The following is a 12,536-nucleotide window of genomic DNA, read 5'->3' as shown; positions in this document are numbered from 1 at the left end:
GCAGCCCCGGAGCCGTTCCTCATTTGACCCCGCTTCTCTGCCGTGCGGCAACGCTGACAGGAACCACAAAGCAGCGACGCCGCGCTCCCGAAGGAACACGGCGCCACACGTCCATCGACGCTGAGGCTCAGCTGCGGCGACGGCGGCGTGCCACCACCAGCGCGCCCATCGCGCCGAGGGCGAGCAGGCCGAGGCCCGTGTTACCAGTCGTGGTGCCGGGCTGCATCGCACAGCTGGCGCTGGCTTCCGCGGAGCCCTCGGCGGTGCAGGAGCCGCCGCTGCAGCTCGCGCTGCCGCGAGCACCGTACTCGATGTTTAGCTCCGCCTTGAGAGCAGCAAGGCACTCTTCGAAGTTGCCGTTGTTGTCGACGAACTGTCCATCGCACACGAGCGCACCGCTCGGCTGCTCGCACTGGGCCACGCAGCCACCCTGGGCTTTGACCTCGCACTCCGCGTACGCCTTGCCCTGGCAGTCGATCTGGCAGGTGGCGTTGGCCTTGACCTCACACGAGCCTTCGCAGCTCGACTTGCACTGAGCGCTGCAGTCGACGCTGGCGTTGGGATCCACGTCGCACTTGCCTTCGCAAGTGGCGCTCGCGGTTGCCTTGCAGCTCGCCTTGCACTCGTTCTTCTCTTCGTCGGTGCCGGCGTTGCAGTTGGCGCTGCAGTCGGCCTCCGCCGTCGCACTGCAGTTGGCCTGGCAGTCGAACTTGGGCGGGTCGACTTCGCACTTGGACGTACAGTCCGCCTCGCAGCTTCCGGTACAGGACGCCTCTGCGGTGGCGTTGCATTCACCACTGCAGGTCACGTCGAGCTCGGCGGCGCAGGTGGCCTTGAAGTCGAGCGCCTCGCACTGCACGTCGCAACCGCCCTCGGCCGTGGCGGAACACGTGGCGTTCGCTTCGATGTTGATGTCACCGCAGGCGGCGATGCCGGCGTGAGCTTGTTGAGTTGCGAACAACGGGAGAGCCAGCGCGGCGGCGGCGAGGAGAGACGTGAGCTTGGTCATGTTGAGTATTACTCCTGGCAGGAATCACCCCGCGCATGGGGGCGACAGATAGCAATCCAAAGAAAGCGAACCAGAACCCCTTACGGTTGGTGAAAACCCGAGCTTCCCCCCGGCCTGGCCACTCTGGATCGACGAGTGCCCCAACGGGGCATTCAGTCAGCGGTGCAAAACACGAACCACAACAAAGCTAGCCTGACTTTCTCGGATCCGTTCCAGGAAAGCGCCAACACACCTGGGACAGCGCTGTCAGGGGCGAGGAGCGCCCACGAGGTTCGGAACAGTGTGTGAATGTGGGTACGCCGACTTTGCGTGAACCAATGGCCGTTTCGAACCCGTTTTATTTCTCGGTTTCTCCCAAGGGAAACGGCCACGGATCGACGCCGCTGGGTGCCTCGAACGCCGCCAGCCAGCGACGCCGCGCGTCTTCCGGGGGGGAGAGCCAGGTCGCGCTACGCCCTACCCCAAAACGCTCCCGGGCCGCTTGGTCGACATCTCGTGGGTCCCAGGAGAGGACGTATCCCTCCTTCACCAGCCGCGGCAACAAGCCGCGCAGTGCACGCAGAGTGCGGCGCGCCTGCAGGTGGAACAACACGACGCTGCCCGGCTCCACCGCCCGCAGGACGCGGTTGTAGATCTCATCCGCGGGGATCTCCTCCCAGTCCCGGGTGTCGATGTCCCACAAGAAGACGCTGAGTCCCAACTCTGCAGCGACACGATCGCTGCGCTCGTCATGGGCCATCATGGGAGGCCGGAACAGCTTGCAGCGTCCGAACCCTGCGCCCTTCTCAATCTCCTGGCGCAAGCCACGATCCGAGATCCGCCGACTCGCCAGGTTGGGATGAGTGTAGCTGTGATTGCACACGCGGTGCCCTCTCGCTTCCACCTGCTCGATCCACTTCGGATAGCGTTCGAGGTTTTGTGCCACGGGGAAGAACAGCGCCTTCGCATGGTACTGCTCGAGCACGTCCAGGATGTGGCGGGTGCGTGCGCTACCCCGAGGCCCGTCGTCGAAGCTGAGGATCAGATTGCCGCCGTTGCCCTTGACCACTTCCTTCGGCGCAGGCACTTCCGTACGGAACTCACCAAGGAAGCTGGCCAGCTCCCCACCGTTCGCTAGGCGGCCCCCGGTGCTGATGCGGTACACGGTTCCGCTCTTGAGCGGCGCCTTGGGCTCGAGCCGAATGCGCGTCGGCCTCGGCCAACTGACTCGCCAGTCGATCGGTGGCACGCTCTCGACCGATTTCTCGACACTCGTGGGCTCCACTGGCGCGGAGAAGTCGAGCTCGATGGCCGTGTTCAAGTTGACCCGTGAGCCGTGAGGCCGCAGCTCGAGGATCCCTCCTTGCACGACCTTGGGCGGAGCTGTCGCAGGCGCAGAGGGCGCAACCGAAACGACTAGCGCAGCCGTTTGGTTGACCGCAGCGCCGCCCGCATCCGACGTCCGCAGCTTGGCCCCAACATAGACTCCGGCGAAGGTGAGCACGCCAATGCCCACGAGGCGTGCAGCAGCAATCGAGCCACGGGTCAGCCTCGGCGACTCTTGCGGGCTCGTGTGTTGCACGGCGCGATGATAGCTTCGCGGCGGTCGAGGTGCGAACGAAGCGAATCTCCAGGGCCCTGGGCCGCGCGTGGTGGGCCATGGGGTGTCTATGCCTCGCGAGCTGCGATCAAGAAGCGGCGGCCGATGGCGCGCCTAGTGCTCGGAAATCATCAGCGCCCATTGCGAGCGCTCCCTTGGCTCCCGCATCCGCGGCCGCACCAGCACTCAGCGTTTCAGCCACCTCAGCCGGGTCTGGGGGTGAGGGAAAACCACCGCCCACCGCAGAACCTCCCGCAAGCGCCGCAGCGCCGATCCCTCGTGGCAAGGTGCCGACTTCCCTCACCCAAAATCCACCGCACGCTATCAAAGGCGATGCACGCGGCCCCATCGATGTTGCCGAGGACGCCGCGTGGCTGCGCCGCATGTCCTATGCCTCCATCACCAAGGCAACTCAGAACAAGGGAGGGTCCACCGTAACCATTCGTCTCTACTTCGAGGATGGTTACCGCGCGGTACTAAAGGCGGACCAGAAGAAGTCCGCAACGAACTTCAAGAGCGAGATCGTCGCCTACCACCTGGACCGCCTGCTGGGCTGTGCGCGCACCGCGCCCGTCGTGGGACGTCAGCTACCACGCTCAGCGCTACGGCGACTACTCGTCGCCAGCAAGGCCGACAGCCAATTCATCGAACGCTTCGACTCCGAGCTGAATGAGGCCGAACCGGGTATGCTGCGGGGCGCCGTGATCGCCTGGCACACCAAGCGCCTGTACTCGCTCGACGTTCCTCGCGGCTGGCCGAAGTGGAGCCTGGAAAAAATCCCCACGGCAATTGAACCGCAGATCCCAGCTCTGCAAGAACTCAGCGCGTTCGACTACCTGCTCGACAACACCGACCGCTGGTCAGGTGGTAATACCCTGCTGCTCGGTCAAGCTGGGCCGCTCATCTTCCTCGACAATGGCGCTGGGTTCGCGGACTGGCGGATGCAGCGCAAGCTCGCGCTGGACGGCGACCTCGAACACCTGTGTGAGTTCCCGCCCGGGCTGATCAAAAATCTGCGAGCCCTGGGCCCACGCGTCCCCCCAGCGCAGCGCCTCGGCCAACGCCTGGCGCGCTCCCTCGCCAAGGATCCACTCGCACCGGTGCTCAGTACCGAGCACCTATCCGCCTTGGACTGGCGCCTCGAGCGCCTTCTCGCTCACATCGATTCCTGCGGGAAATGAAGCGAGCTGGCAGGCCCTTACAATGCTGACATCTGCTCAGGGCAAACAGTAGCTCATTGGGTCGTAGGCCTCGCCGGGCTTGCACTTCTGAGTCGCCCCGGCGCGAGCGATGGGGGTGCCGGACGCCTTTCGATGAGGTCGCACCGGAGGGATCGACTCTGGCTTGGTCTGCTCGGCTTGGGAGAGCTGGCGCTGGGCCTCGTCGCGCTGGCGCTTGAGGCGCGCGCTCTCGGCTTGCTCCGTCTGTAGCTGTCCCTTCACCTCGTCGAGGTCATCGCGAAGCTGCTTCGAGTCGGCCTTCGCATTCGCGAACTGGCGCTCCAACTGGGCTATCGCCTGGGTGTGTTCCGGCTCGAGCTTCCCGAAGTAGAGACCGAGTGACCCGCTCGTCACGAGGATCGCGAGCCCTGCGCAAAGGCTAGCGGCGATCTTCGCCACACGCTTTTCATTATCCGTACGGATCTCGGCGAGCTTGACCTCGTGAGCGCGCTCCGCCGCCGCGACGGCTAGCTCCGCTCTTAGCTTGGACTCTTGCAGTACCCGCTCGCACTCCGCGCGCTTCAGCGCCTCCAGGCGGGCATCCTCTTCTTGTCGGCGCAGACGCTCGGCCTCGCGACGAGCGGCTTCGGCTTCGGTACGGCGCTTCTCCGCGTCGCGCTGACGCTGCTCTTCGAGGACTCGACGCTGGTGTTGCTCCGCCAGGCGTTGCTCTCGGTCGGCCAGCTCGCGGTCGACGCGCTCTTTCTCCAAGCGCTGCAAGCCCTTGAGCGAGAACAGTAGTGAGTCTTCCCTGAGTAGATCCGCCATGCCTTAAAGCCTCCGTCCCTGATGGACACGGCTCTGCCTACAGGCTTGGCTGTTTGTTTTGAGGAGGCCGCAGTTACCAGACTAGCTCAGCACTCGCGTGGAAACTGCGTCCCGGTTGTGGCTGCCCGAGGAGGTCGTACTGCCGGCTTCCGAAGAGGTTTCGCAGCATCCCACGGAGCTGCAAGCGCTCGTCGTAGAGCGCTACGGCGGCCTCCAAGTCCCAGCGCAGTTGCTCGGGAACCACGACGAGCCCAGCAGGGTCCGCAAACTTCGACGAGCGGTAAGACGTCGCGAGCACCAACTCCGACGGAGGAAGACTGCTGCCCCGTGGGGCGTAGAAGCCGAGCCGCGAGCTAGCCATGAGCCGAGCGTGATAGGGCAAGAGGTCGTTGGAGACGCCGCGGTCGTCGCTGGTGTCCCGCGGGTCCTGCAACGTCAAGCTCCCCCGCCAGCGCAGCCAGTCGTCGAAGGTCATCTGGAACGCTGATTCCACGCCAAGCACTCGCGCGGTAGCCACATTGAAAGGCGTCACCACCCCAAACGTCGACCGCCGGTAAGCGATCAAGTCCCTAGACCAACGGGCGAACCCAAAGCTCTCGACCGCCAAGCTGAACGTTCGCTGTTGCACGAGCGCGGCGCGCACACCGAAGTCGATCCCCTCTCCGCGCTCAGCGACAAGTCCAGCGTTCCCCCTGACCAGCGAACTCAAGCCAAACAGCTCTCCCAAGGTAGGGCGCCGGGTGAAATGTCCAACATTGAACAACAGGCTCAAGTGCTCGGTCACCGAGTACGCCACGCCAAGTCGCCCCTCAGGCTCCAAGCCATCACTCCCCGCGGAAACGTCAGAGACTCTAGCATCAGAGCGAGTGGACACGATGGGCAACGCGCCGCTCAGCGCGTAGCTCGCGCGCGCGTCAGGACGCAACACGACCTCGAGCGCCGGGCGTGCGCTGAAGCGCTCCGAGCCGCTCTGTTGAGCTCCGCGCACGCGCAGCGAGTCACGCGCCACGTCAGCCTGGCCCGACAACTCCAGCGGGCCCGCCCCCCAGGTGAGCCGCAGGCGCTGCCCCGCTCGACTGCCGATGTTCTGCGCTCCTCCTGGTCCGATGCCAAGCTCCGAGAGTGGATCGGAGACGGACTCCCGAGTGTCGAGCAGCTGCGTCCCGAGTTCCAACTCGCAGCGCCTGCCCACCGCTTTTTTTCCGCAAGGTAACTTAACCGAGACACCAGCGAGAAGTCGCTGTTGTCTTGAGCGCACAGCCTGCGCTGGAACAGACGCAAGGCCTGTCACTCCTTGTTCCCTCGAGAAGGCGTTTGCCAGAGTCAGCACCCGCGCGCCTCGCGAGGAACGCATCAGGCCAATGGCCCACGCATCCCACTCGGAGAAGTCAGCGTTCGAACGAGTCCGCGTGATGTCGTCGCGCTCGTCAAAGGCGGTGCCCCGGTCGTCGACGTAGCTGTAGTCGTTGTCAGCACGCGCGAGGCGCAAGCCTACTAGCGCTCCGGAGCGCCACCCACCAGCGCCGCGAGAGCTGACCTCCCCCCTACCCCACGCGCTCTGTTCTCCAAAGCTTCCGATACCGAGACCGGCCCCAATCGAGTTTCTACGGGGAAATTTTGGTTCAAAGAATACCGCGCCCCCCATACCGTAAGCGTCTGCCCTTGCAGGGGTGCTCCCGCGAAACACCTCGACGCGATCCAACATCCACAGCGGCACGCTGCCGAGATCGGCAGCGCCCGTCACCTCGTCGTTCAGGCGCAGCGGTCCGAGATAGACGGGCACTTGTGCGGCTGTCGACCCCCGAAGAGAGAGCGTGGTGCGATCCGTGGCAGCTCCGCTGCGGGAGACCTCCACGCCGCTCACGCGTTCCAGAGCATCCCCGGCACTCGCGCCTGGCGCCTTCAACTCATCGTCGCGAAGCACCTGGCTCGCCGCGCTGGGATCTTGCGTCGAGTGATCCGACCGCGCCCCCTTCACCACCACGTCGCCCGCCTGTGCAGAGGCAGCAGGCGCCGCAAGGCACACGCAGCAGAGCGCGAGTCCGAAGTACCAGGGTTGAGCAACGTCGAGCATGAGACAGCGTCGGGGGGAGAGCCGTTGCTCTGCCGTCTAGCCCGAGCCGCTACACCCCCGCAAGCCGCCCCCGCTCTACAAGCCGAGCTGCTGCGCGATGATCACCTTCATGATCTCGTTCGTGCCCGCGAAGATCCGCTGGACTCGCGCATCCATGTACGCGCGCGTGACCGGGTACTCGAGCATGTACCCGTAGCCGCCAAACAGCTGCAGGCACTCATCCACCACGCGTCCGAGCATCTCGGTCTGCCATAGCTTGGCCATGGAGCACTCCTTCACCAGGTGCTCGCCCGCCACGTGCTCTGCAATTAGGCGGTCAAGGAAGGCACGCCCCACTTCCACCTCGGTTGCACACTCCGCCAACTTGAACTTGGTGTTCTGGAACTTGCTGAGAGGCTTGCCAAACGCGGTCCGCTCTTTGACATAAGTGAGCGTATCCGCGAGGACTTGCTCCGCACTCGCCTGGGACCCGATGGCCACCACGAGACGCTCTTGCTGAAGCTTGCGCGTCAGCATCAAGAAGCCCATGCCCTCTTCGCCAAGCAAAGCGCTCTTCGGCACGCGGCAGTCCTCGAAATGCAGCTCCGAGGTGTCCTGGCTGGCCATGCCCATCTTCTTGAGCTTTTGGCCCTTCGTGAAACCCTGCGTCCCTGCATCCACGAGGAAAAGCGATAGCGACTGGTGGCGATTGTCAGGGTTCGTATCCGTCTTCGCCGCGACGATGCATACGTCGCAAAGGATGCCGTTGGAGATGAAGGTCTTTGAGCCGTTGATGACGTACGAGTCTCCGTCTCGCAGCGCGGTCGTCTGGATACCGTTCAAATCGGAGCCAGTGCCAGGCTCGGTCATCGCGATGGCGGTGATCACCTCACCGCTGGCGCACCCGGGGAGGTAGCGCTGCTTCTGCTCCGCGGTGCCGAACTCGTGGATGTACGGAGTCACGATGTCACTGTGAAGCCCCATCGCGAAGCCTGACTCGTAGGCATACGCCAGCTGCTCGATCGCGATCGCCGAGTGGATGAAGTCTCCGCCGGCCCCACCGTGCTCCTCTTCGAGCCAGGGGCACAAGAAACCACCAGCGCCCGCGGCGAGCCAGGTCTCGCGGTCGACCATGCCTCGCTCGGCCCAGCTGCTCTGCTTGGGCAGCACCTCGCGCTCCACGAACGTACGGAACGCTTTCTCGAAAATGCGGTGTTCTTCACTGAGCAGACTTCGCTTCACGCCGAGCTCCTTCTCGCGGGCCGTCCCGCGGTGGGCCCAGGATAGCAACTCAGTCGGGCGTTCGCCGGAACACGGTCGGCTGCTGCGGATTCAAGCTGCCAGTGAACTGGAGTCGCAGTCCAGTTCAACCGACCCGTGAGCCAGCTTGCTCTGCCAGACGCCGATACAGCGTCGCCCGGCCAATGCCGAGCAAGCGGGCCGCGTGGCCAACGTTGCCGTCAGCAACCTTGAGAGCGTGGGCAATCGCGCGTCGTTCCAGTTCGCGCAAGGGCACGACGTTGTCGTCCCGGGTCGGCTCGAAGAGCCCGCTGTCTCGCTCGGATTCCTCAAACATTTGCCGCACGGCAATGGGTAGGTCATTCAGCTGAATGCTCGCTCCATCGCTAGCCAGGATCGCACGCTGCACGACCTGACTCAGCTCGTGGACATTCCCCGGCCAGCTGTAGTCGAGCAGCGCCTCGAGCGCACTCGCAGCGATGCGCGGTGACGGCCTGCCTGACTCCACCGACAGTCGCCTGACCCAATAGGAGAGCAACTCGGGGATGTCGTCGCGCCGCTCTCGTAGCGGTGGCACTGAGACAGTCGACCCCTCGAACAGGCTGGCAAGCGCCTCGCTCAACTGACCAGTGCGCGCCAGCACCGGAACCTCCACGCTGCTGCTGCAGATCAGCCGCGGTGCCGAACGCGCGGCGAACGACGCTGGACGGGTGGTCACGTCGGCGACAGCCCAACCACCACTGGGTCGCCTTGAGCTCCTCGGAGCTCCATCCAACCGCAAGGCATCGACTAGCTCTTGCTGAGCTTCGGCGGCTAGCCAGCCAACGTCATGAATGTACAGCACGCCCCCGGCGGCGCGTGCAAACAGGCTCTCCGCGCCCCCGCCGTGGTCACCAAACAGCTCTTCGAAATGGCGCGCCGGCGGCAACTCCGCGCAGTTGAACGAAACGAAGGTCTCACCTGAGCGCAAGCCACGGACGTGGAGGAAACGCGCGACCGCGGCGCGTCCGCTGCCGGCTTCACCCACCACGATGAGTGGATTTTCCCCATGGATTTCGGCATCAATATCGCCCAGTAAGCCCTTGATGGCCGGACTGCGCCCCCAGAGCGAGGGAGGCAAGTCGGCTGCACCACACACCGCCTTGACCCGAGACTTCAAGCGCCACACCTCAGCGGCCCGCTTGACCCGCAGCAGCACCTGCTCGCGTACCAGCGGCTTGCTCAACACGTCGTAGGCTCCACAACCCAGCGCCCGTGCCACCGCGTCAGGTGCCTGGAGGGAGCTGATCAGCAGCGCAGGACGGTCGGGGTCGCGGGCCTTGAGCGTGCCAATCAGCGCGTCACCGGGCGTGTCCGACAGGGTCAGGCTGACACAGGAGATCTCTGGCAAGATCGGACGCGATAGCAGCTCAGCCGCTGACGCGAGCTCGAGCACGTCGTAGCCCGCCGCCTCGAGCCACAACCTAAGTAGCTCGCGCGAAAGCGGGTCCTCGTCCACTATCGCTACGGAAGGGTTCAGCATACCTCCGAGATCGGTTGCGTACGTCCACCCTTGAGGACTTTCCTGCCTTGGCAGTCCCTTAGAGCACGACGCTCGGCTCGAAACGCGGACCGTGCAGCGAATGGAGCCGGCTGAGCCGCCGCTGCACCTTCGTTTCGCCGAGGGTCTCCGCCCAGCTAAGCGGCCCTCCGCGATAGGCCGGGAACCCCATGCCCCAAACCGCAGCCAGGTCGGCAAGCTCCGGGCGCGCCACCACGCCTTCCTGGAGCGCGCAGCGCGCTTCTTCCACCAAACGCAGCACCAGACGCTCGACTGGCACCGGGCTAGCCGGATGCACCCAGCGTCGTGCTCGCGGCTGAGCCTCGAACAGCGCCTCCAAGCGAGCGGGTGCGGGGAAGCGACGGGAGGAGCGATGGAACGCGACGGCTACCAAGTCAGAGAAGGTGCGTTGACCAAGGCGTTCAAGGAGCTCCGTGGGGCCCAGCTCAAAGCCCCAGTTCTTCACCGCCTGATCCACCTCTGTGAGGGCGAAGCCCTCGCGCCCGAGCTCAAGGGACTCCACGATGAACGCAGTAGCCAGGCGCAGGCACAGCCCGGGCGCGACGTCAGCGACTGTTACCACACGGTAACCCAGCATGCTCAAGAAGCGCTCGATGGTCCGCGTCGCCGCTGGGTCTCCATGCACGAGCTCTGCGTAGGGGCGCTCGGTCAGCAGCCCGAGATGCAGACCGACCAACGCCACCTTCGCCACCTGCCCTGACGTGAGTCTCGCGAGCTCATGAGTGCTGCTCGTCGTAACCAACGTAGGCTCGTGGACCACCGATCGCGTAAGCTGGGCCGCCACTTGGTCGAGCAGGCGACGCTTGACCACCGACTCCTCCGCGATTGCCTCCACGACCACGTCGAAGCTGCCAAGACGCGAGAGCTCGGCGGTGTGCGTCATATGGCCCATGGTTCGCTCGAGGCGCACGCCATCGAGCCCAGAGCGACGCAGGCCGTCTCTTACACGCCGCACGCCGCGCAGCAGCGCCTTCTCATCCCGCTCGAGCAGCCTGAGCACACCTCCCGCGAGCAAGGTACGTTGTGCGAGCTCTGCACCAACTCGACCGCCGCCAATCAACGCGACACGTGGTGGGGGCCCGCCAACCGGTGCCCTGTCTTCAAGGAGCCTTGCTAGGCGCCGCAGCGCCGCGCTCTGCTCTCCACACGCCAACTTGGAGAAAACCTTCGCTGCTTCGCCGCGCTGACGACCGGCGTCTTTCCACATAGCAGTGCGCAGCTGACGCTTGAGCGCGCTCGCCACGTCGCTGCGGGCGTCGAGCTCCGCGCCGGGCATGCGGTATGGCAAGCGCACCCGCGCCCAATCCCGAAGGGCCGCGAGACGACCGGAGGTGGGACGCGCAACCCATTGCCTCGCGGCAATACTGCAAGCGTCCTCCTCCAGGCACTCATCCACCAAGCCAACTTCGCACGCACTTTCGCTCGCGATACGCTCGCCGCGTAGCAGGTGGATGAGCGCGCCTTTGGCACCTAGGCGGGCCACCAGACGCGGAAGGCCTCCCAAGGCGGGCACAACGCCCAAGGCGGCGCCGTCGAGCCCCAAGCGCAACCCTGTCCCAGCGATCATGTGCCCACAACTGAGCGCCAACTCGAGATTGGGGCCGCCGAGGTCGCGCTCGACCACCGCGACACACCTCAGGGTCGTCTGCTCGATGCGGTCCACCAGCAAGCTCGCTTCGTCGAGCGCGGCCTCGGCTTGGCCTGGCGTCTCGAACGCCTCCAAACGATCAGCGTCGAGCAGCCGAGAAGGCTCGGCGGCACAGAACCGAAGTACCAACCCTCGCACGCCAGCTTGTTCAGCCAAGCCCACTCGGGAGGCCAGCTCACCCGCATGCGCTCCCTCAAGCACTTCGAACCCCGGGCCGAGCACCACCTCCATGGTGTCAACGTCTAGGCGCACAGCAGGGCCAACCGGCCCGGGGGAGGCGTTTACTTCCTCGCGGTAATGCTCTACCTGTTCATCCACGGGGTACCTCCAGAGCGAGCGCGGTGGACACCTCACCTACCGAGAGGCACAAACCAACACCGCCACCGCGTCGCCCAAGCTCATGCAAGAGTTGCACTACTTGGCGTGGAAAGGTCGCGCAGCCTGCGTCCCCAAACGCCACGCTGTCTCCCGTCACATTCAAACGGTCGGCCATCTCCAGCCACTCCGCGCCCGACGAGAGCAGCCCTCGTCTGAGCGCCTCAGCCGACCGCGTGCTCTCACTCAATTCGACCAAACAAGGCTCACTGCCGGCCAGGACATCGAGGGCGAAATTAGAGAGCGCAGTGTCTCCCACTGGAACCCGCTCACTCGCCATCGCGCGGATCCAGCCTAGCGGGCGGAGCGCCAGCGACTGTACTTGGTCCGCTGTCGCCAGCACCAGGCCTGCGACACCGTAGCTCCTCAGCGTTTCCGCATGAAAGTGCCTGCGGAGTTCGTCCTCCGCGATGACCTCACCGGCGCCGGCGATGAGCACCGACATCACCTGATCTTCGAAGCGCCCCTCACCCCAAGCGCGAGCTGCGAGGCCGTAGCTCTTCAACGCTTCCCGAAACTCAAAGCCAGCACCGCTTTCCCCGCGCGCGCGCCTGAGACCATCGCGCATTCCTCGCAGCGAGTTCCACAGCCGCCACCAGAGCCGCTCTGGTGCACCACGGCGGTGCAGCCTTGCGCCGAGAAGCGCGCCCACACCAACACCACCACCCTGCATCGCCTCGACCAGGGAATCCAGTGCCTGCAAGTCATCCGGTGCACCCGGAAGATATTGCCGCACGGCAATGTCGGCTGAACATACCGAGCGGCGCAGCACCTCGCGAGCGTCTACTTCCAGCGCATCCTCAGCCGCCAAGCTCAGCACCAAAAGCTCGAGCTGCCCCTCGGCTAGCAGCGAGCGTTCGAGCAGTTCGCTCAGCACCCCTCCGAGCAGTGACTCCGCTGCGACGCGGTCCAAAGGTCCGCCCGCGCGCACGAACGGCGTCCGCAGGCCAGCGACCACTGCCAGCGGCTCAGCGAGGGGTTGCTTCGCCATGAACGACTACAGGTAGGCATCCTAACGCGGCGTGTCAACCAGCAGCCCGCCGCTCAGCTGCGGCAAAGTTGTTGGGGCGTGGGCATTCCTTGC

The 12,536-nt window shown here is 65.1% G+C and carries 9 protein-coding genes; 1 reads left to right on the top strand and 8 read right to left on the bottom strand.

The features are described 5' to 3' along the window. Positions 1 to 127: 127 nt before the first annotated feature. Both H6718_24580 and H6718_24575 read right to left on the bottom strand, forming a co-directional pair. The gene (locus H6718_24580; GenBank protein MCB9588609.1) at positions 128 to 1,009 is read right to left on the bottom strand and encodes a hypothetical protein; all 882 of its coding nucleotides are present in this window, start codon (positions 1,007 to 1,009) and stop codon (positions 128 to 130) included. A 337-nt stretch (positions 1,010 to 1,346) separates the two neighbouring features. Then, positions 1,347 to 2,570 (bottom strand): polysaccharide deacetylase family protein, encoded by a 1,224-nt coding sequence (locus H6718_24575; GenBank protein MCB9588608.1) that lies wholly within the window; start codon positions 2,568 to 2,570, stop codon positions 1,347 to 1,349. A gap of 305 nt (positions 2,571 to 2,875) precedes the next feature. Between H6718_24575 and H6718_24570 the strand changes: the two genes are divergently transcribed. Next, positions 2,876 to 3,769 (top strand): hypothetical protein, encoded by an 894-nt coding sequence (locus H6718_24570; protein ID MCB9588607.1) that lies wholly within the window; start codon positions 2,876 to 2,878, stop codon positions 3,767 to 3,769. A 36-nt stretch (positions 3,770 to 3,805) separates the two neighbouring features. Here H6718_24570 and H6718_24565 read toward each other — a convergent pair whose 3' ends face one another. The 6 genes from H6718_24565 to H6718_24540 all read right to left on the bottom strand — a co-directional run bounded on the left by H6718_24565 (position 3,806) and on the right by H6718_24540 (position 12,443). Next, positions 3,806 to 4,576 (bottom strand): hypothetical protein, encoded by a 771-nt coding sequence (locus tag H6718_24565; protein ID MCB9588606.1) that lies wholly within the window; start codon positions 4,574 to 4,576, stop codon positions 3,806 to 3,808. Positions 4,577 to 4,649: 73 nt separating this feature from the next. Beyond that, the gene (locus tag H6718_24560; protein ID MCB9588605.1) at positions 4,650 to 6,650 is read right to left on the bottom strand and encodes a TonB-dependent receptor; all 2,001 of its coding nucleotides are present in this window, start codon (positions 6,648 to 6,650) and stop codon (positions 4,650 to 4,652) included. 75 nt (positions 6,651 to 6,725) lie between these two features. Continuing rightward, entirely contained in the window at positions 6,726 to 7,871 is a 1,146-nt protein-coding gene (locus H6718_24555; GenBank protein MCB9588604.1) for an acyl-CoA dehydrogenase family protein, read from the bottom strand. Between the two features lie 124 nt (positions 7,872 to 7,995). Next, positions 7,996 to 9,390, bottom strand: a complete 1,395-nt coding sequence (locus H6718_24550; protein MCB9588603.1) for a sigma-54-dependent Fis family transcriptional regulator — start codon at positions 9,388 to 9,390, stop codon at positions 7,996 to 7,998. A gap of 58 nt (positions 9,391 to 9,448) precedes the next feature. After that, positions 9,449 to 11,395 carry a hypothetical protein gene (locus H6718_24545; protein ID MCB9588602.1) on the bottom strand — a complete coding sequence of 649 codons (1,947 nt, stop codon included), beginning with the start codon at positions 11,393 to 11,395 and terminating at the stop codon, positions 9,449 to 9,451. Beyond that, on the bottom strand, positions 11,388 to 12,443 hold the full coding sequence (locus H6718_24540; protein MCB9588601.1) for a hypothetical protein: 1,056 nt from the start codon (positions 12,441 to 12,443) through the stop codon (positions 11,388 to 11,390). The genes H6718_24545 and H6718_24540 overlap by 8 nt, the downstream gene beginning before the upstream one ends. Between the last annotated feature and the right edge of the window lie 93 nt (positions 12,444 to 12,536).

Source organism: Polyangiaceae bacterium, assembly GCA_020633205.1.
In the GTDB taxonomy this organism is placed as follows: domain Bacteria; phylum Myxococcota_A; class Polyangia; order Polyangiales; family Polyangiaceae; genus JAHBVY01.
Note: the sequence above shows the minus strand (reverse complement) of the source record. Positions and strands in the feature narration are given on the sequence as shown.